This window comes from Acidobacteriota bacterium, assembly GCA_020853395.1.
Lineage (GTDB): Bacteria > Acidobacteriota > Vicinamibacteria > Vicinamibacterales > SCN-69-37 > JADYYY01.
Window position 1 is genome coordinate 285,261 of the sequence record JADYYY010000011.1, and the last position, 18,846, is coordinate 304,106.

General features: G+C 69.0%; 10 protein-coding genes and 4 pseudogenes. 9 read left to right on the forward strand and 5 right to left on the reverse strand.

The features are described 5' to 3' along the window. Positions 1–93: 93 nt before the first annotated feature. The 4 genes and pseudogenes from IT184_12540 to IT184_12555 form a co-directional block, all read right to left on the reverse strand. Positions 94–333, reverse strand: a pseudogene (locus IT184_12540) (type I restriction-modification system subunit M N-terminal domain-containing protein). Beyond that, positions 334–1,316 (reverse strand): annotated as a pseudogene (locus IT184_12545) (HipA N-terminal domain-containing protein). Beyond that, positions 1,313–1,538, reverse strand: a pseudogene (locus IT184_12550) (helix-turn-helix transcriptional regulator). The pseudogenes IT184_12545 and IT184_12550 overlap by 4 nt, the downstream one beginning before the upstream one ends. Next, positions 1,535–2,008: a hypothetical protein gene (locus IT184_12555; GenBank protein MCC7009633.1), complete on the reverse strand. Its 474-nt coding sequence runs from the start codon at positions 2,006–2,008 to the stop codon at positions 1,535–1,537. Before IT184_12555 ends, IT184_12550 begins: the two are co-directional and overlap by 4 nt. Positions 2,009–2,361: 353 nt before the next feature. Here IT184_12555 and IT184_12560 point away from each other — a divergent pair, with 353 nt between their 5' ends. The 9 genes and pseudogenes from IT184_12560 (at position 2,362) to IT184_12600 (ending at position 16,707) form a co-directional block, all read left to right on the forward strand. Then, complete coding sequence (locus tag IT184_12560; GenBank protein MCC7009634.1) at positions 2,362–5,043, forward strand: TonB-dependent receptor; 2,682 nt, start codon at positions 2,362–2,364, stop codon at positions 5,041–5,043. Positions 5,044–5,056: 13 nt separating this feature from the next. Beyond that, positions 5,057–5,569 carry a hypothetical protein gene (locus tag IT184_12565; GenBank protein MCC7009635.1) on the forward strand — a complete coding sequence of 171 codons (513 nt, stop codon included), beginning with the start codon at positions 5,057–5,059 and terminating at the stop codon, positions 5,567–5,569. A 165-nt stretch (positions 5,570–5,734) separates the two neighbouring features. Next, complete coding sequence (locus IT184_12570) at positions 5,735–6,646, forward strand: cyclic nucleotide-binding domain-containing protein (GenBank protein ID MCC7009636.1); 912 nt, start codon at positions 5,735–5,737, stop codon at positions 6,644–6,646. A gap of 158 nt (positions 6,647–6,804) precedes the next feature. Then, complete coding sequence (locus tag IT184_12575; GenBank protein ID MCC7009637.1) at positions 6,805–9,102, forward strand: PD40 domain-containing protein; 2,298 nt, start codon at positions 6,805–6,807, stop codon at positions 9,100–9,102. A gap of 133 nt (positions 9,103–9,235) precedes the next feature. Further along, positions 9,236–10,423 carry a PmoA family protein gene (locus IT184_12580; GenBank protein ID MCC7009638.1) on the forward strand — a complete coding sequence of 396 codons (1,188 nt, stop codon included), beginning with the start codon at positions 9,236–9,238 and terminating at the stop codon, positions 10,421–10,423. 175 nt (positions 10,424–10,598) lie between these two features. Further along, positions 10,599–12,581, forward strand: a complete 1,983-nt coding sequence (locus tag IT184_12585; GenBank protein MCC7009639.1) for a VCBS repeat-containing protein — start codon at positions 10,599–10,601, stop codon at positions 12,579–12,581. Between the two features lie 213 nt (positions 12,582–12,794). Further along, a pseudogene (locus IT184_12590) lies at positions 12,795–12,950 on the forward strand (sugar phosphate isomerase/epimerase). Positions 12,951–13,897: 947 nt separating this feature from the next. Then, complete coding sequence (locus IT184_12595) at positions 13,898–16,015, forward strand: VCBS repeat-containing protein (GenBank protein MCC7009640.1); 2,118 nt, start codon at positions 13,898–13,900, stop codon at positions 16,013–16,015. Between the two features lie 230 nt (positions 16,016–16,245). After that, positions 16,246–16,707 carry a hypothetical protein gene (locus tag IT184_12600; GenBank protein ID MCC7009641.1) on the forward strand — a complete coding sequence of 154 codons (462 nt, stop codon included), beginning with the start codon at positions 16,246–16,248 and terminating at the stop codon, positions 16,705–16,707. 87 nt (positions 16,708–16,794) lie between these two features. Here IT184_12600 and IT184_12605 read toward each other — a convergent pair whose 3' ends face one another. Beyond that, positions 16,795–18,774 carry a VCBS repeat-containing protein gene (locus IT184_12605; protein ID MCC7009642.1) on the reverse strand — a complete coding sequence of 660 codons (1,980 nt, stop codon included), beginning with the start codon at positions 18,772–18,774 and terminating at the stop codon, positions 16,795–16,797. Positions 18,775–18,846: the final 72 nt, after the last annotated feature.

Genomic DNA, 18,846 nt, shown 5'->3' on the forward strand with positions numbered 1-18,846 from the left:
GGGCCCTCCGGTCCCGCCGCCTCCTCTATCTCTCCACGGCGGCGGACGTCATTTCTGTTCCTGTCTCCAGCAACCTGATCGCCGCATCGATCGCGACGTGTTGACGAACTTCAGTCCTGCCTTCTTCAGTAGGAACGGCTCGGGATTGACGCCGGCCTTCTCCCGAAGCGCGAGTCCTGCCATGACGGCCTTCTTCGTCGGCGCCAGCACGCAGTCCAGTCGTCTCAGCACCGTGAATGGCAGGATGACGCGCCCGTACTCGGACTGCTCGTGGTCGCCTCGGAGCAGGTCGGCGACAGACCAGATGAACGAGGAGAGGTTGATATCGGTCATCTACGTCGTGAGCGTCCTCGCGATCCGTTCGGCCCGGGAAGCGATGAGCGCGGCGTATGCCCTCAAGGCTGACGCGTCCAGGCCGGCCAGCGGTGTTCCGTCGGCGGTCGAAGGCACCTGAGCCGTCACGGCGTCGGAGAGTTCCCTCACTCGCCGACGAACGAATGAGGCCACCAGGCCGATGTCCTCCGCGAACGCCGTCCACGTGGTAGGCCCGATCTCCTCAATCGTCGCCCGCTTGGCGATCTTCATGGCGAGATTCGGTGACAGATCCGGGTAGGCGACAGTCGAGAGGAGGTCGTAGAACGGGGCAAGGCTCACGCCGGCGGACTGGTACAGCAGGCTGAAGTTCTTGCCATGCGCGTCGGCAACCCTACCGCTGCGGCCAGGGTCATCGCCAGCGCCTCGTTCTCCGTGGTGTGCGGGAACCGCTCGATGGCTGGCTTCAGAATGTGCGTCGTCGGCTGTCCCGGGGCGGGTAGCGCCACGCGGTCGTTGACCAGCACGACGGGCAACTTGGTCTGAGCACCAGCGAGGGAGAGCCGCAGCCCCTCGCGGCCGGCAAGCAGCGGGCGCTTCGGGAGCGTGTCCAGCACGTCGACCAGTTCCTCGTCGCTGAGTGGGCGCGGCGTGCCCGTCGGTTCCGGTGCTGGCGGCACCTCGCCTTCGGGCCAGAGAGACAGGGCGCCCGCGACATCGCCTCCGAGCGCTTCGAGGAACGCGAAGTCGTTGCCCTTGGAGATGCCGAGGGCTCCGGCGATCACGTCGCGCTGCGCCTCCTCCGGTAGGAGGCCCGCGAAGAACGGGCGGGACTGGCGCTGCGTGAAGGGCTGCTCCTGCTTGGGCAGCGAGAACGAGATCGCAGGCCGCGACGCGTCAGCCAGCCAGTCGGCCGCGTAGGTGAACCGCATCTGACCATGCTGGTTCATCTGCAGCGTGCCAACGACCACGCCGTCCCACCAGACGGATAGCCTCCGCATCAAACGTCACGTCCAGCCGGTACGGGCGGCGACGTGATCTCCAGACGACAGCCAAGCGCGCTCAGGACGGCAAGCACCAATGTCGAGGCGCACGGTAGGCTTCCCGCGCTCCAGTTCGACCAGGAAGCGCAGACCGACACCGGCAGCCGCAGCCAGCTGATCCTGGCGCAGGCCCTGCGCTAGGCGGACGTGCCGCACGACGATGGCGATCTCATCAATGGTCACGACACATTCCCGATCGGGACATTCATGGCAGATCGCCCAGTGGATTTCCAGATGAATTCCCGAACGGGAATATGCACGCTCGATTCACCGGGAAGAGGATCAATATTCCCGATCGGGAACTCGCCCTCTCCTCCGGATTGGAGCGGCCGGCATAGCGTGCACCTCTGAGCTCGTCTTCCGCGCAGGTCGCTCGCCAATCTGAACTGAATGATTCCGCCGACCGCCTGAACCCTCCACACACGACGGCCCGGACACACGAGCTGGACACCGACGCGGAAGCCGTCAAGAAGGACCTCACGCGAGCCTTCCAATCCGCGCACATCAACTTCATCATCGGCGCTGGCGCCTCGCAGCCCGCCATCCCGATCGCCGGTGGTCTTGAGCAGGAAACCGAACAGCTCATGACGCAAGGCGACGAGACCGGCGCTCGCGCCAAGCTGTTCGATCTCCTCACGGCGAAGGTTGCCCACTGGAGCCTTGGCGAAGGTGGGCTGACTCAGTCACTTGCGAGCTACGGTTGGCAAGCCGACGTTCTCGCCACATCGATCGCGGTCGAGCTCAGGCGCATGTAGCGCTGCGTGGTCGAGAGGTCCTGGTCCGGCCGCGCGAGGACCGTTCGCGAGACCTTCGCCATCGCCGCATATGACAACCGTCATACCGGCTCGAACTCCGACCGAATATATCTCCTTTCAGACGCGTCGGCTTTCCGCCGGATATTCCGGCCGATTATCCCCGCAGCGCGCCTCGAAAGGTCGCTTCCGTGCGAGTCTTCCTTCCACTCATTTCCGCCTGTCGCCACGCCGCCGTTGCGGCTGGTCTCATCGTGTTCGCCTCCGCCCCCGGGTGGGCTCAGACCGGCGCCGGCATGCCGGATCACGTCGGCGTCGTGCTGGTGGCGCATGGCGCCGATCGCGCGTGGAATGCACCAGTTCACCAACTGGCGGCGCGCTTGCGCGCGACGCTTCCGGTTGAAGTGACCTTCCTGATGGGCGAAGAGGGCCGGGATGCGCGCGAGGCCTATGCCCGCCTGGTTCAGGCCGGAGTTCGTCGCGTTGTCGTCGTGCCGCTGCTGGTTTCGTCGCACAGCGCGCACGCCGAGCAGGTGCGCTTCATCGGCGGCCTGCGTGACGACTACCCGCACGCTGATCACATGACACTCCATCAGATCAAAGGCGACGTTCCCGTCGTCGGCGTGGCGTCGGCCCTCGACGATGACCCGATTCTCGGCGCGATTCTGGCGGACCGGGCGCAGGCGCTCAGCAAGGACCCGGCGAGCGAGACGCTCGTGCTCGTCGCGCACGGCCCCAACGAAGACCGCGAGGCGTCGCAGTGGCTCGACGCCATGCAGTCGCTGGCGCGCCAAATCGCCGCGTGCGTGCCGTTCCGCCACGTCGAGAGCCGCCTGCTGCGTGACGACGCGCCGGCGCCGGTCAAGGACAAGGCGCTGGCCGAATTGCGGGCCTCGGTCGAGGCGCACACGCAGCAGGGCCGTGTCGTCGTGGTGCCGCTCCTGCTGGGAGCCGGGCGCGTGGCGAACCAGATCCCCGATCTGCTGAAGGGTCTGCCCGTCGCCTGGTCCGGCCAGCCGATTCTGCCGGACGATCGGATCGCCGAGTGGGTCTTGGCACAGGTGCGCGCCAAGGTCGGAGCGCAGGGCGATCGCGGGGCGTCGATTCCGCGGCGCCACGAAGAGGTGGTCGTCACCGCCACGCGCACCGAGCAGCCCGAATCCACGGTGCCAGTGCAGACGGCCGTCATCGGACGCGACACGATCGAGGCGACCGGCGCGCGGTCGCTCGCCGACGTGCTGTCGCGTGAGGTCGGCATCGAGGTGGTGCCGACGCTCGCGGGCGACGGCGTGCAACTGCAGGGAATCGACTCGCGCGGCGTGCTGGTGCTCGTGGATGGGCAGGAAGTGCTCGGCAAGGTCGGCGGATCGATCGACATCGCCAATCTGCTCGTCGCCGACATCGATCGGGTCGAAGTGGTGAAGGGAGCGGCGTCGGCGCTGTACGGCTCCGACGCGCTCGGCGGCGTCATCAACATCCTCACGCGCCGGGCGTCGCAGCCATTGACGTTCTCGGCCGAGCAGCGGTTCGAATCGCTCGACGGCAGAACGACGCTGGTGTCGATGGGCACGCGGCAGGGCAGATGGAACCTCTCGGGATCGGCCAGCCGCGTCTCGCGCGACAGCTACGATCTCACGCCCGAAGAACCGAGCACCACGGGCAGCGCGTACACGAAACGGGCGGTGGGCGGCAAGGTCGCGTACGAGCGCGGCGCGACCGAGGTTTCCGTGGCGACGCGGTACTACGGCGACGAGGCGGCCGACGTGACCGCCAGCCGCGGCGTGCTCTTCGACGACCTGGTCGAAGACACCCGTTGGCAAACGGTGGTGGAAGTCCGGACGAGGCCAGCGGCGCGCGACACGCTCGCCGTTCGCGGCCATCTGAGCCGCTACGAGCACAGCTACGACCAGCGCAATCGGCGGACGAGCACCGTGACACCCGATCTGACGCGCGAGCGGCTGGGCGAGATCGAGCTGCAGTACGACCGGACGATCGGCGCGCGACACCTGGTCACGGGCGGCGCCGAGTACGAGCGCATCGGCATGACGTCGGATCGCATCGAGCCGCACGACCGGCACCTCGACAGCGCGGTCGGGTTCGTGCAGGACCAGTGGTTCGTGCACGAACGGGTGAACGTCGTGGCGGGACTGCGCTACGACCGGAGCGTCGCGTTCGGATCGGCGTGGAGTCCGAAAGCGGCCATGCTGGTGACGCCCGTCGAGGGCGTCCGGCTGCGCGTGTCGTACGGCGAGGGCTTCAAGGCGCCGGCGTTCAAGGATCTGTACTACCTCTACACGAATCGCACCGCCGGATACCGCATCGTCGGCAACGAAACCCTGCGATCGGAAACGTCGCGCAGCCTCAGCGCCGGCGTCGACGTCGACACCCTCGCCGACCGCGTCAGCCTCGGCGTCACCGTGTTCCGTCATCGCATCGACGACCTGATCGACTACGAGTTCCTCGGCTTCGATCCGTCTGTCGGCCTGACGACGCTGCGCACGTCCAACGTCGGCCGCGCCGGCACGAGCGGTGTCGACACGAACGTCACGCTTCGCCCCTCGCGCCGGGTGAGTGGGTCGCTGGGCTACTCGTATCTCGACGCCCGCGATCTGGAAGCCGACGAGCCGTTGACCGGACGTGCCCGGCACAGCGTCAAGGCGCGGGTGCGGGTGGACGTGGGCGAGCGCGGCCCGCGCCTCAGCGTGTTCGGCCGCATCAACGGGACGCGGGCGTTCGCCGACGCCGACGGAGACGGACACGTCGAGGACTACGCGCCGCGGCTGGCCTCGTGGGACGTGCGCGTCTCGCAGCGCATCGCGCAGTCGTTGGAGCTGATCGCCGGCGCCGAGAACGTGGGGAACGCGCGCGACGTGCGCTACTACCCGACCGCCGGCCGGCGGGCGTACGTCGGATTGACCATGTCGGTCTCGCGCTGACAACGAGCAGGCCATGTCGTCACGACTGACACGCAGTCTCTGGATCGGTGTGGGCGTGCTGGCAGCCGCCGTGGTTGCCGCGGCCCAGGGCAGGGGTGGGAACGAGGCGGCCGGCGTGGAACGCGTCGTCGTCGCCTTCAATCGCGCCATCAGCGAACGGCGTATTGACGACGCGGCCAAGCTGGTGGCCGATGACGCGGTGCAGTTCGCCATCAGGCCGGCGCACGCCTTCACGGGCCCGAGCAATGGCGCAGCGCCCGCGCTGACGTCGGATCTCGAAGCCACGTGGCGCACCGTCGTCGGCGTGCTCTCGAGCGCGGTGCGGCGCTACGACCGCACGGTGCTGCGCATGGACACGCGAGTCGACGATCGGCTGGCGATGGTCTGGGCCACGATCCGTACGGAGACGGAGCCGCGCGATGGCGCGGCTCCGTCGATCACGGAGTTCGCCGAGGTGTATCTGCTCCGGGGAACGGAGGACGGATGGCAGATCGTCGGCACGGCGAACAGCCGTCCCACGCGCTGATCGGCATCGCGGCGTTGCGGATTCGCTCGCCCTCTCAAGTTCTCGACGGCGATTCCGCAACCTTCGTCGGGACTCGACGAGCCCGATGGCCGCGTCGATCGCGGCATCCGCGCGCGCGGCTCACGGCGTGACGCGGGCGTGCGTCCGGCTGCTAGAGTGGCGGGCATGACCGATGCCGTCGACTCCCGCACCCTTGCCGCCGTCCCGCTGTTCGCGCACCTGACCCCGGACGCCCTGGAGAACATGTCCGGGCTGATGGCCGCCGTTGCGTACCGCGCAGGTGAGACCGTGTTCCTGGTGCGTGAACCCGGCGACGCGCTGTACGTGATCGAGACCGGGCGCGTGCGGATCTGGGTGCGCGACGCCGACGGCAACGACGTCACCCTGTCGGAGCTGGGGCCAGGCGACTTCTTCGGCGAAATGGCGGTGATCGACGGCGGCACCCGCTCGGCCAACGCCACGACGGTCGATGACAGCACGCTCCGATGCCTGCGGCGGCAGGTCTTCGAGGACTTCCTGATTGCGCATCCGAAGGCCGCGCTGGACGTGATTCGCGGCGTCGGCGCGCGCCTGCGCCAGACGAACCTGCTCGTCTCCGAACGGGTCGCGCGCAACGCCAACGTCGTGCACGAGCAAGGCTTGAGCGTGCTCGATCGCGTGGCGATGATCGTCACCGACAAGATCGGGTCGGTGGGCTTCTTCCTCATCATCGCGACCTGGACCCTCGTGTGGACCGGCTACAACATGCTCGCGTCGCTCTTTCCCGGTCTGAACTGGTACGCGTTCGATCCGTTTCCGGCGTTCGTCGCCTACCTCCTGATGAGCAACGTCATCCAGATCCTGCTCATGCCGCTGATCATGGTGGGCCAGAACCTGCAGGGCCGGCACTCGGAAACCCGCGCGGAGCTCGACTTCGAGATCAACCAGAAAGCGGAGAAGGAGATTACGGCCACGCTCCTTCACCTCGAGCGCAACACGGATCTGTTGCTGCGCCTGATGCGGCACCTCGATTGCCGGGTGTCGGAGAGCGAAGCGGCCAGTATCCGCCGCGGCGCGATCATCGATGCGGGCGCGTGACCTCGTGCGTCACCACGCGATGGCCCGCCGTCTCCACCCGCAGCATTCGCGGCTCCGGCGCGGCGATGCCTCGCCCGGCCGTGTTTCGTGCGGCGCGACCCTCCTGATTGCGCCCGACTCGGCCGGGGAGTAGGATGGCAGCGCTGCCAGGTCCTGCCGTGAAGCCCGACCGATATCGCGCGTTCGGTCCGTTCGTGCTGGATACGCTGCGCGGACGCCTGTGGCACGATGGCACGCCCGTCGCCCTCACTCCCCGCGTCGCCGCCCTGCTGTCGACGTTCGTCGAGAGCCCGGGCGAGCTTCTGAGCAAAGACGACCTCATGCGCCGCGTCTGGGCCGGGGTCATCGTCGAAGAGAACAACCTCGCCCGCCACATCAGCACCATCCGCAAGATCCTCGGCGAGCGGCCCGAAGAGCGCGAGTACATCGCGACGGTGCCGGGCGTCGGCTACCGCTTCGTGGCATCGGTCACGACGCTCGAGGAGCTCCCCGCGGTGTGCCGCGCGCCAGTCGCCGCACCTCGCCGCGACCTGTCATCGCCGATCGTCTCAGACCAGGCCGCCGCACCGCCCGTTCCGGCGCAAGTGCCGGGGTTAACGATCGATCGCAGGCGCGTCGGCTGGCGAGCTGCCGTCGCGGCCACGGTACTGGTGGCGGGCGCGGCCGCCGGGTGGTGGTTCGTCTGGCGGGATTCCGGCGGCGCGCCGCCAGCGGAACGCACGTTCAGGCAACTGACGTACGAAGGCGGCCTGCAGCAGGATCCGGTGTGGTCTCCCGACGGCACGCGCATCGCGTATGCGTCCGATCGACTCGGCAACGCCGACATCTGGATCCAGGCCGTCGCCGAGGCGACGCCGCCGGTCCGCGTCACGTCGTCCGCGGCGAACGACTGGCAGCCTGCATGGTCGCCTGACGGCCGGTTCATCGCGTTCCGGTCCGAACGCGATGGCGGCGGCCTCTTCGTCGTCGCCGCCGACGGCGGCGCCGAACGGCGCTTGACCGACTTCGGCACGCATCCGCGATGGTCGCCATCCGGCGATCTCATCCTCTTTTCCCGGGCCGGCGCCGAAACGGCCGGCGCGACGCGTCTTTGCCTGATCCGACCGGACGGAACAGGGCTCGCGAGCGTCGCCAGCCCGGCGCTCAGCCGCCTGACAGTCGTGAACGCGGCCTGGCATCCCGACGGCCGGCTCTCGGTCCTGGGACGCGATCAAGCCAACGCCTGGGCGCTCGCGACGTTTCGACCCGGCGGCGCCCCGGTCACGCGCTCCGACATCCCAGCCGCGGTCCAGGAACAGTTGGCGAGCTCGGGCGTGAGCCTTCTCCAGTTCGTCTGGGCGCCGACGGGGCGGTTTCTGTTTCTCGAAGGGCGCAGCGAGGCCGTGCGCAATCTCTGGCGCGTTGCCGTGCGCCCGCGCACGCTGGCCTGGACCGGCGCGCTGGAACAGTTGACGACCGGACCGGGCAGGAACGCCGGCCTCTCGCTGTCGCCCGACGGCCGTCAGCTCGCGTTCAGCGTCAGCACGCCGAGGCTGAGCTTCTGGTCGTACGCGTTCGACGCGGCATCGGGGAGGATCGTGGACGCGGGCCAGGACGTGACGCCCGGCCAGGCCGACGAGCAGGACATGGACGCGTCGGCTGATGGACGGCGCCTCGTCTATCGATCGCTGCGGAGCGATCGCTTCGAGCTGTGGGAACGATCGTCGGTTGCCGAGGATCCCCGGCTGCTCGCGGCGACCACCGAATGGCGCTACTCGCTGCCGCGCTGGTCGCCCGACGGCACACGCGTCGCCTACCAACGCACCCGGAGCGGCGGCGGCAGCCGTGCCGAGCGCGTGATCTCCATCCTGGCGGTCGACAACCGCGAAGAACGGCTCCTCGACGTCCCCGTGGATACGACGATGGTGCCGGGCGACTGGCAGGCGGATGGCCGCGCCCTGCTCGGCGGCTGCCGGTTGCCGGCCCAACCCGCGATGGGGACCTGCGTCATGCCGGTCGACGGCGGCGAGGCGCGCCAGCTCGCCTACGATCCGCGCGCCGATCTCGTGCAGCACCGGTTCTCACCGGATCAGCGATGGATCAGCTTCGCGGCCATCCCGCTGAACGATCGGAGCGTGTCGACTGTCTACGTGATGCCGGCCAGGAGCGGCGCGAGCTGGACGCCCCTCACCGACGGCCAGTCGTACGACGACAAGCCCCGGTGGGCGCCGGACGGCCGCACGCTGTACTTCGTGTCGAATCGCGGCGGACGTCCGGACGTCTGGGGGCGCCGCTTCGACCCGGAGACCGGCGAGCCGGAAAGTGGCGTCTTCCGGGTGACGTCGTTCGACCGCGGCCCGCGGATCCTGCCCACCTTTCTCCGTCAGCTCGGGATGGTGATCTCCACCAACCACCTGTTCCTGCCGATGTACGAAGCCACCGGTCACCTGTGGGTGCTCGACGGCGTCGACCGCTGAGCCTCGGGCCGAATTCAGGAATTTTCAGGACGATTCACGCGTCCGCCTAGACGGCCTCGGCGGCTGCTCGCAGACTGTGTCGCACGTTCTTCCGGCGGCCGGCGGCGCGGCGCGCCGGTCGTTCGAGGCAGACATGCAGCGACGAGATTTTCTGTTGACCACGGCGGCCGCGGCGATCGGCGGATTCACCGTGACGCCGGCCGAAGGGCGCCGTCCGGCGCAGCCCGGCGCCTACACGCTCGTTCCAGGACCGCTCGGCAAGACGCTCAAGACGCCGGACGGCCGCGTCGTGTTCGAGTACCTGACGTCGAAGCCGGCCGAAACGGACATGAGCGCGAACAGCGTCTGCTGCTTCGCGCCGCTCAACTCACCGGCCGGCGAGCGCCTGACGGTATTCGGCGCCGGGCATCGCCACTATCGCGGGGTCTTCTTCGCGTGGCACACCGTGGAGTTTCGCGAGCCGATTCCGGCGCCGGCACCGCGGGGCGGCGGGCCGCCGGGACGAGGGGGAAGCCGGGGCGAGGGCGGCCCCGGTCCAGGTGGCGGACGCCGCGGCGGTGGTAACGGCCTGGCGAGCGCCGCCGGGCAGGGGCCAGGCGGGGGACGTGCCGCCGCGCCGCCGCCCTCGCCGGAGGTTCTGGCGCGACAGAACCAGCCAACCCGCGGCAACGTGCTCGTGGGCGACTACTGGGGCTGGGGACGCTACGCGTTGATGGCCGGCCGTGTGATCAGGAACCGCAGCATCGAGCTCGTCAAGGCGGATCGGGCGGCCGCGCAGCTCGAGATCCAGAACGACTGGACGGTACACGACCAGGTGCTCATGCGCGAAACGCTCACGGCCGGCGTGCACGCCGTGCCGAGCGCCTACGTGCTCGACCTCACCTATCGCTTCACCCCGAACAACGTCGACGTCGTGCTGCCGGAGTGGTCCTTCGGAGGTTTCTGCGTGAGCGGCCGGTCGGACGCGCAGTCGTCGTCCTACGCCTCGCCCGACGGCAAGCTGGATCTCGGCAACCCGTCGATGGTCGACGGCAGCACGTCCTGGCCCGACGCGCCGTGGTATGCGCGCACGCACGTCCTCGACGGCAAGACCGCCGGCTACGCCGTCATCAACCACGCGTCGAATCCGAGAACGCGCTGGTGGAATCCGCCGAGCACCGGCAACATCCAGCCGAGCATCGTGACGTACGGCGAGTACGCGATTCCGAACGGGCAGACGCTGACGCTGAAGTACCGCCTCGTCGCGTACGACGGCGAGTTCGGCGCCGATCGACTGAACCCGCTGGCCGCCGACTGGAGACAGGAGAACGGACGGGTGTAGGGAGGGCTGTGCAGTTCACTCACAACTTCAACGCCAGCGGGCGCGGCCTGGAACGCGCGAGCGCTCGGCCAGGGGCCCGAGCCCACGCCTGGCCGGACGTTCACCGGTCGGCGTCGATCGGCTGGCGCCGATTCCGGGTGCTCGTCGAAACGGTCAAGAGGGAGCCATCATCGTGATGTCGAAGCGTTTGTCGTTCGTTGTCGTCGCAAGCCTGGTCATGGGTGTCACCGCCTACGCGACCGGCCCGACATTTCGGCCCGACGTGATCTTCACGGGGTCGTCGCTCGCCGACTGGACGATGCTCGGTGCGGCGGATTGGAAGGCACAGAACGGCGAGATCGTCGGCACACCGAAGACGCCGGCCGGCGGATGGCTCGTGCTGAAGCGTTCGTTCCAGGACGTCGGCGTGTTCTCGAACATCACGTGTGACGCGGGCTGCAAGGCCGGCATCCTCATGCGCGCCGAGAAGACACCGGACGGCGGCATGCGCGGCGTGCTGCTGCAGGTCGAGAACGGCGAGCTGAAGTCGTTCGCGGTCACGATCGACGCGCAAGGCTCCGAGACCGGCCGTAACCTGCTACCGGCGCCCGCGGGGCGCGGTGGCGGCCGTGGCGGCGGCCGCGGCGGCCCGCAGGCTGGCGCGACGACGGGCGGTGGTATGCCGGCCGGACGCGCGGCGGAACCGGTGACGCTGCCGCCAGGCGTGAGCTTGCCCCGGCTGGCTCGGCAGGGCGGGGCGTATCTGCCCAATCAGGCGAACGCGGTCGACATCAACATCACCTACAACGGCTACACCGTGAGGCTGAACGGCGCGGCGGCCGCCGGCGCAGCCGGACAGTTGACCGATCAGGTCGGCAAGTACGGGCCGATCGCGCTCTACGTCGGCGGCACGGCGCCGGCGCGCTTCAAGGACGTCGCGTACCAGGACTTCAACGTGCGGCCCACCGAAGCGGAGAAGATCTCCTCGAACTTCCGCGTCCAGCGGCTGAGCGAGTTCTACTACTCCTACTCGGCCGTCATCGCCGACATCAACCGCGACGGCAACAACGACGTGGTCGCCGGGCCGTTCTACTACCTCGGGCCCGACTTCAACGGCGCGCACCAGATCTACCTTCCCGAGTCGTTCAACCCGACGAGCGAGTACGCGCTGCCGGCGATGGTGCAGCTCGCCTACGACTTCACCGGCGACGGCTGGCCCGACGTGTTGAACATGAGCGGCAACGCGGGCAACGGCCTCGGGACGCTGTTCGTCAACCCCAAGGGCGAGAGCCGCCGCTGGGACAAGTTCGAGGTCATGCCGCTGCCCGATCACGTGGTGGGCGGCGAAGAGACGCTGCTCGAAGATCTCGACGGCGACGGCAGGCCGGAGATCATGCACACCGGCGCGAACACCCTGCAGTACTCGAGGCCGGATCCGGCGAATCCGACCGGTGTCTGGGTCACGACCACCATCTCGGAACGCGGGCCCTGGGCCGGAACGTCCGCAGGGTTCCCGAACCTCAATCACGGCCTCGGGGCGGGCGACATCAACGGGGACGGCCGCGCGGACTGGGTGAACCCGTATGGCTGGTTCGAGCAGCCGCCGAAGGGCAGCGCGCAGAAGCTCTGGACGTATCACCCGGCGGAACTGGGACGCAACGCGACCGGCGGCGCGGAGATGGGTGTCTACGACGTCAACGGCGACGGCTTGAACGACGTGGTGACCGGCCTCGAGGCGCACGGATTCGGCGCGGCCTGGTACGAACAGAAGCGGAACGCGACCGGGGCGATCTCGTTCGTCGAGCACATGATCTTCGATACCGCCATCGACAAGAACGCGGGCGGCGTGTGGTTCACGCAGCCGCACGGCAGCACGTTCGCCGACATCAACGGCGACGGCATCAAGGACTTCATCGTCGGCAAGCGGCACCACTCGCACTTCGAGTACGGCGATCCCGACAACTTCAGCATGCCGGTGCTGTACGTCTACAAGGTCGTGCGCAACAAGCAGGCGCCCGGCGGCGCGGAGTTCGTGCCCGAGCTCGTCTCGAACCGAGCGGGCATCGGATCGCATGCCGACACCGGCGACCTGAACAAGGACGGCACGCCCGACATCGTGGTGTCGGCGGCGAGCGGCACGTTCATCTTCTTCAACAACTACAAGAAGGCAGGGCGATGAGGATGGACCTGGGTTCGCCGGCCGGATCAGGGGTATCCTCGCACCTATCCTGAAGCAACTCGTTGGATCACGGTGAGGCGAGGGAGGCCGGAGATGGAGCATCGAGAGAGACCGCAGTACTCGCGGCGCGAGTTCACGAAGCTGGCACTGGCCGCGCTGCCGGCGGCAGGCGTGGCGGACCTGGGATGGGCCGCGTCGGCATTCGCGCAGGCGAAGCCCAATTCGACGATCGACGGCGTGCGGATCGGCACGATCACGTACAGCTACCGCAGCCTGCCCGACCAGGGCGCGGAAGCCACGCTGAAGTACGTCGTGGACTCGGGGATCAGCCAGATCGAGTTGATGGGAGGCCCCGTCAACGCGTACGCGATGGCACGCACCGGGTTCACGCCGCCCAACGCGGGTGGCCGCGGAGACGGCGCGCCGGGCGCCGGCGGCCGTGGCCGCGGAGGGCCGGACCCGGCGACGCTGACCGCCGAGTGGAACGGCGTGCGCTGTGCGCCGGCTCAGCCGGGTGAAGACCCAGCTATCGGCCCCGCGGCAGGGGGGGCCGCGGGCGCACGCGCCGGTGGGGGCGGCGGCCGCGGGCAGCAGACGCCCGAGCAGATCGCCGCGGCCGAAGCCGAACGCAAGTGGCGCTCGGGCCTGTCGATGAGCATCTTCAAGGATCTGCGGAAGATGTACAACGACGCCGGCGTCAGCATCTATGCCGTCAAGGACGTGCGGCAGGGAAGCGACGAGGATCTCGAGTACACGTTCGCGGTGGCCGAAGCGCTCGGCGCCAATCACGTGACGCTCGAGCTGCCGAGCGGCCCGAACGCGGCCGCCACGCTCAAGCGGCTCGGCGACTGGGCGATGAAGAAGAAGATCTACGTCGCCTACCACACGCACCTGCAGGGGAGCATGACCGCGTTCGACCAGGCGTTCGCGATCTCGCCCGGCAACATGGCGAACGTGGACCTCGGCCACTTCATCGCGGGCGGCAGCCGCGGCGGGACGCCGATGGACTTCCTGAACAAGTACCACGGCCGCATCGCGAGCTATCACCTGAAGGATCGCACCTCGCCCAGCCACTGCGCGCTCAACCTGGCGTGGGGGACCGGCGAGACGCCGATCAAGGAGATCCTCCAGCTCGTGAGAAAGAACAAGTGGACGTTCCCGGCCTCGATCGAGCTCGAGTACGACGTCCCAGCCGGATCGGACGCGGTGAAGGAAGTCGCCAAGTGCCTGCAGTACTGCCGGGCGGCGCTGGCCTAGCGGAGTGTGCAGCAGCGGGGCCGGTGCACCGGCCCGGCTCCGCTGCCAAGGAGAGCGGAATGGCAACGAAGTACGGACAGAGACACGGACGGCGGGCGATGTGGGCGGCAGCGGCCGCGCTGGCCGTCGCGGCCATCCTTCCGGGGCAGGCCGCGGGGCCGACCTTCCGGGCGGACTATCGATTCACCGGCACCTCGCTCTCGGCGTTCACGCCGATCGGCCAGGCCGACTGGAAAGTGCAGAACGGCGAGATCGTCGGGACGCCGAAAGATGCGACCGGCGGCTGGCTGCTCGTGAACGGCGCGGCGCTGCAGGACCTCCAGATGTACGCCGAGGTCAAGTGCGTCGCCGGCTGCAAGGCAGGATACCTCGTGCGCGCCGAGAAGACGCCCGACGGCGGCATGAAGGGCGTGCTCATGTCCCTCACCGACGGCGATCTCCAGCCCTACCTCGTGAAGATCGACGCGCAGGGTCGGGAGGTGGGCCGCGAGCCGCTGCCGGCCCCGACGCCTGCGGCTGGCCGTGGTGGTGGCGGCGGCGGTGCCGCTGGTGCGGGCGCGCGCGCGGGTGGCGCGGCTGCGCCGGGCGGCGGTGCCCCGGGTGGTGGCGGCGCGGGACAAGGCGCACGCGCCGGCGGTGGCGGCGGACGCGGGCCCGGGCCGGCGCCGGCGCTCGCGCCCGAGATCGCGGCGCGGTTGCCGAAGAGCCTCGCCGAGCGACCGACCGGCGCGTTCGTCGCCGGCGACTACAACACGGTCGAGCTGCTCGTCAGCGAGAACGCCCTCTCGCCGAAGTTCAACGGCGGCTCGCTCGGTGGCGGCGGCGGCGCGAATCGCGCGATTCCCGACAACGAGAAGAACGGCTTCGGCCAGATCGGCCTCTACGTCGGCGGCGCGGGCGAAGCGCGGTTCAAGAACTTCATGTACAAGGACGCGCTCGTGCGCGCGTGGGGGCCCGATCGCACGGGCCAGAACTGGCGCGCCGTCCGTCTCGACCCGCACTACTACGCTTGGAGCGCGGCCGTCGCCGACTTCAACAAGGACGGCAATCAGGACGTCGTCGCGGGCGCCTACGCCTACTTCGGCCCGAACTTCGCGATCCAGCGGCAGGTCTACACGCCGCACTCGTTCAACCCGACGGCCGAATACCCGCAGCCGGCCATGGTGAACCTCGCCTACGACTTCACCGGCGACGGTTGGCCCGACGTGCTGTCGATGAGCGGCAACGCCGGCAACGGCATCGGCAACCTCTACGTCAACCCGCAGAACCAGTCGCGGCTCTGGCCGCACTACATCACCATCCAGCCGGTCGGCAACGAAGAGACGCTCTTCAAGGACATCGACGGCGACGGCCGGCCCGACCTGATCCACGCCGGCATGAATACGCTGCGGTACTCGACGTTCGATTCCGCCAAGTGGGATCCGGCGAACCCGACCGCGATGTGGACGACGCACACGATCTCGGAGCCGGGACCGTGGGGCGTCAACATCGGGCATGGGCTCGGTGTGGGCGACGTCAACGGCGACGGCCGCGCGGATTACCTCAACGCCTACGGGTGGTGGGAACAGCCCGCCAAGGGCACGCCCGAAGGGCCGTGGACGCACCATCCGACGGCGTTCGGCCGGTGGGGCGCCTCGCAGGGCGGCGCCGGCGGCGCGGAGATCTGCACGTTCGACGTCAACGGCGACGGCCTGCTCGACGCGTTCGGCCCGATGGAAGGCCACGGGTTCGGCCTGGCGTGGTGGGAGCAGAAGCGCGACGCGAACCGCAACATCTCGTTCGTCGAGCACATCATCATGGACAACTTCCTCACGAAGAACGCCGGCGACGTGACGTTCACCGAGCCGCACGCCGCGGCCTGCGGCGACGTCGACGGCGACCGCCTGCCGGATCTCGTGACCGGCAAGCGCTACATGTCGCACTTCGGCTACACGGATCCGGATCCGTGGGGGGAACCGGTCATCTACGCGTACCGGCTCGTCCGGAACAAGCAGGCACCGGGCGGCGCGGAGTTCGTGCCCGAGCTCGTGCACAACCGCTCGGGCGCCGGGTCCCACATGGTCATCGCCGACATGAACAAAGACGGCATGAACGACATCGTCGTCTCGGTCAACATCGGCACCTACGTGTTCGAGAACCTGAGGAAGAAGCCGGCCGCCGCGCCCGCGGCGCGCTAGGCGCTCAGGCTGCAGCCACTCACCCCGGGGCTTCCGATTGGGAGCCCCGGGTCCGTGTCCCACGTTCGTCCTCCCGCCGCCGAGACTCGTCTACACTCTCGCTGTGCTCGAACGCCCGGTCTGCGTCGTGGCGACGCAGACGCCGGCCGCTGCGCGAACAGACATGCGCCGGGCCGCCCGGGTCCCTTGCGCGCGCCACAGAACGGTCAGGAGGTCTTGTGAGGACTATCGTGAACAGCATTCGGCTCGCGCTGATGGCGGCATTCGTCTTCGGTATCGGCGCGGGTCACGTCGCCGCGCAGAGCGCACCGGCGGCCGTGCCCGCGACGCCGACCAACGTCGAGGCGTTTCTGGGCGAGTGGACGGTCTCGGCCAACGGCAACTACGGGCCTGCGACCTTCGACGTGACCTTGAAGGTCGTCGACGGCAAAGTCGTCGGCGAAGTCGCCTCGTCGGCGATGGGGAAGTCGGCCGTGACCGATCTGTCGAAAGCCGGTCCGAGCCTCGTGCTGCGCTATGCCTTCGACTATCAGGGCACAGCCGTCGGCGCCGTCATCACGCTCACGCCGGGAAACGACAAAGTCGACGCCTACCTGGACTTCGCAGACGGCGCCGCGCAGATGGCCGGCACGGCGACGAAGAAGACCGCCGGCGCTTCGTCCGCCGCGCCCGACATCCGCCCGGCCCGGTGAACCACGAGACGTGAACCTTCAGGACGCATGGATGGGGTCGAGCCGGTGAGCTGACGCCTCCGGCTCGACCACCAACGGACCAGCGGGCTATCGGCCTCTTGCGGCCGGCCGCTGATTCCAGAAGATCCAGCCGCCGGTATTGGTCCCCACGATCACGTCGGGCGCGCCGTCCTTGTTGAGGTCGGCCGTCTGCACCATCGATCCGACGCCAGAGCGGTTGTGGATCAGCTCGGGCTGGAAGCGCGCGCCGCCCGGCGCCTTGGGATCGCGAATCGTGCGGAACACGTAGACGACGCCCGGCCCCATCGGATCGGGATCGACGTAGCTCTCCTCGTGCGCCCAGCGGCGCTTGCCGGTGACGATGTCTTTGATGCCGTCGCCGTCGATGTCGGCCGCGGTCAGCGCGTGCAGCTCGGTGAAGGTGACGCCGCCGGGGTTCTTCGCGGCGAAGTCTCCCATGATCACGTGCTCGACCCACGTGCGCTCGCCGCCGCTCGCGCTCTTCTTCTGCTCGTACCACGCGAGGCCGAAGCCGTGCGCCGCGAGCGACGTCACGATGTCGGGCAGCTTGTCGCCGTTGACGTCGAAGATCTCGAACTCGCCGCCGGCGTTGCCGGCGCGGCCGAAGGCTTCCTGGTGGAACGTCCAGGGCACGGTCGTCGGGCCGCTCGCCGGCTGCTCGTACCACCCGTGCGGCACGACGATGTCGAGCCGGCCGTCGCCGTTGACGTCGCCGCCGCCCACGCCGTGGATGCTGGCACCTGGCGGTCCAGGCGTGGACACCACGTAAACCTTCCAGGGCGCCGTCGGATTCGCCGGGTCGGGCGCGATCCACTGCACCACGTTGCCGCCGGCGAAGATCGGGTTGGCTTTGCCGTCGCCGTCGACGTCCTTGAAGGCGATCGCCTCCGAGGTCACCGCTGGCGAAATCGCGTAACGCGTCCAGCGGCGGCTCTCGCCGCGCGGGTTGACGTACAGCACCGGCGGCCGCGATTCGACAACGAGGATGTCGTCCCAACCGTCGCCCGTGTAGTCGGCGGCGTAGTTGACCATGGCGGGTCCGTACTCCTTCGCCGGGTTGTACGGCTGGCCCAGGTACAGCTCGCGCGACTCCTCGAACTTCGGTCCGAGGTAGTAGCGGTTGCCGGTCGTCACGTCCAGCACGCCGTCGTGATTGAAGTCGCCGGCGGCCATCGACCAGCCGTAATAGAAGTCCTCGATGTGCTGCGCGCGGAAGCGGGCCGACACGTTCGGCGCCGGCGTGATCCGCCGGTTCAGATCTTTCAGGGCCAGGTGCCGGAACCGGACTTCGCCGGTGCCGCCGACGTAGAGCGCCACGGGGCCGTAGCCGCCGCCCTTGCCGTCGGTCGCCACGACGAGGCCGTTCGAGCCGTCGAAGTAGCCGGCGGGCCGGTAGGAATTGACGGCCACGCGGAGGATGTCGGCATCGACGATCAGCTCGAACTGGTTCCAGTCGTTCGGCCTGAGCGCGTCGGAGGGCGCCGGCGGGAACTTCGACGTGAACGGCATCGCCGGGGCTGGTGCGGCGCCGCCGCGGCCGCCGCCACCTCCGCCTGCGCGTGCACCGGCCGCACCGGGCTGGGGCGCCGGCGGCGCGAGCCGGTACTGCCCGGGCGCCGGACGGGTGAGCGGCTCGGGCGCGCCGATCGCACCGTCGGCGCCGACGACGATCGCCTGTGCGGCCCGCGCGCCGCCGGCGAGCACGCCGTAGAGCCCTTTCGTGCCGTCGGGCGCGGTCTCTGACCTGAGCATCACGCCCACCCTGCACTCGCCGCTGCACCTGAACTCACCGCCGACTTGCACGTCCTGGAAGCCGCCCGGCAGGAGCAGCCATCCGCCCGCTGGCGACGACGGCACCGCGACGATCTCGCCGTTCGTTGCCGTCCAGTTCGCCTGGCCGACCTGGCGCGTGCCCGTCAGCGCGGCGCCCGTGAACGTCCAGTCCGGAGCGAACGTGCCGATCTGCCCGTGCAGCGTCAGCGGCATCGTCACCCCTGCCGCCGCAGCCGTCAGTGCGAAAACAAAGATCCCGAGTCGTCGTCTCATGCGTCCCCCAACTGCTGCTCGGCGAGGATTCGAATCTCGCCGATGCCGTTCCCCCCATGCGCAACTCGATGC

Bases quoted from the DNA above. Each gene is read 5' to 3' on its own strand.
- IT184_12570 (MCC7009636.1), top strand. From the start codon at position 5,735: ATGACCGATGCCGTCGACTCCCGCACCCTTGCCGCCGTCCCGCTGTTC.
- IT184_12605 (MCC7009642.1), bottom strand. From the start codon at position 18,774: ATGAGACGACGACTCGGGATCTTTGTTTTCGCACTGACGGCTGCGGCG.
- IT184_12595 (MCC7009640.1), top strand. From the start codon at position 13,898: ATGGCAACGAAGTACGGACAGAGACACGGACGGCGGGCGATGTGGGCG.
- IT184_12585 (MCC7009639.1), top strand. From the start codon at position 10,599: ATGTCGAAGCGTTTGTCGTTCGTTGTCGTCGCAAGCCTGGTCATGGGT.
- IT184_12565 (MCC7009635.1), top strand. From the start codon at position 5,057: ATGTCGTCACGACTGACACGCAGTCTCTGGATCGGTGTGGGCGTGCTG.
- IT184_12580 (MCC7009638.1), top strand. From the start codon at position 9,236: ATGCAGCGACGAGATTTTCTGTTGACCACGGCGGCCGCGGCGATCGGC.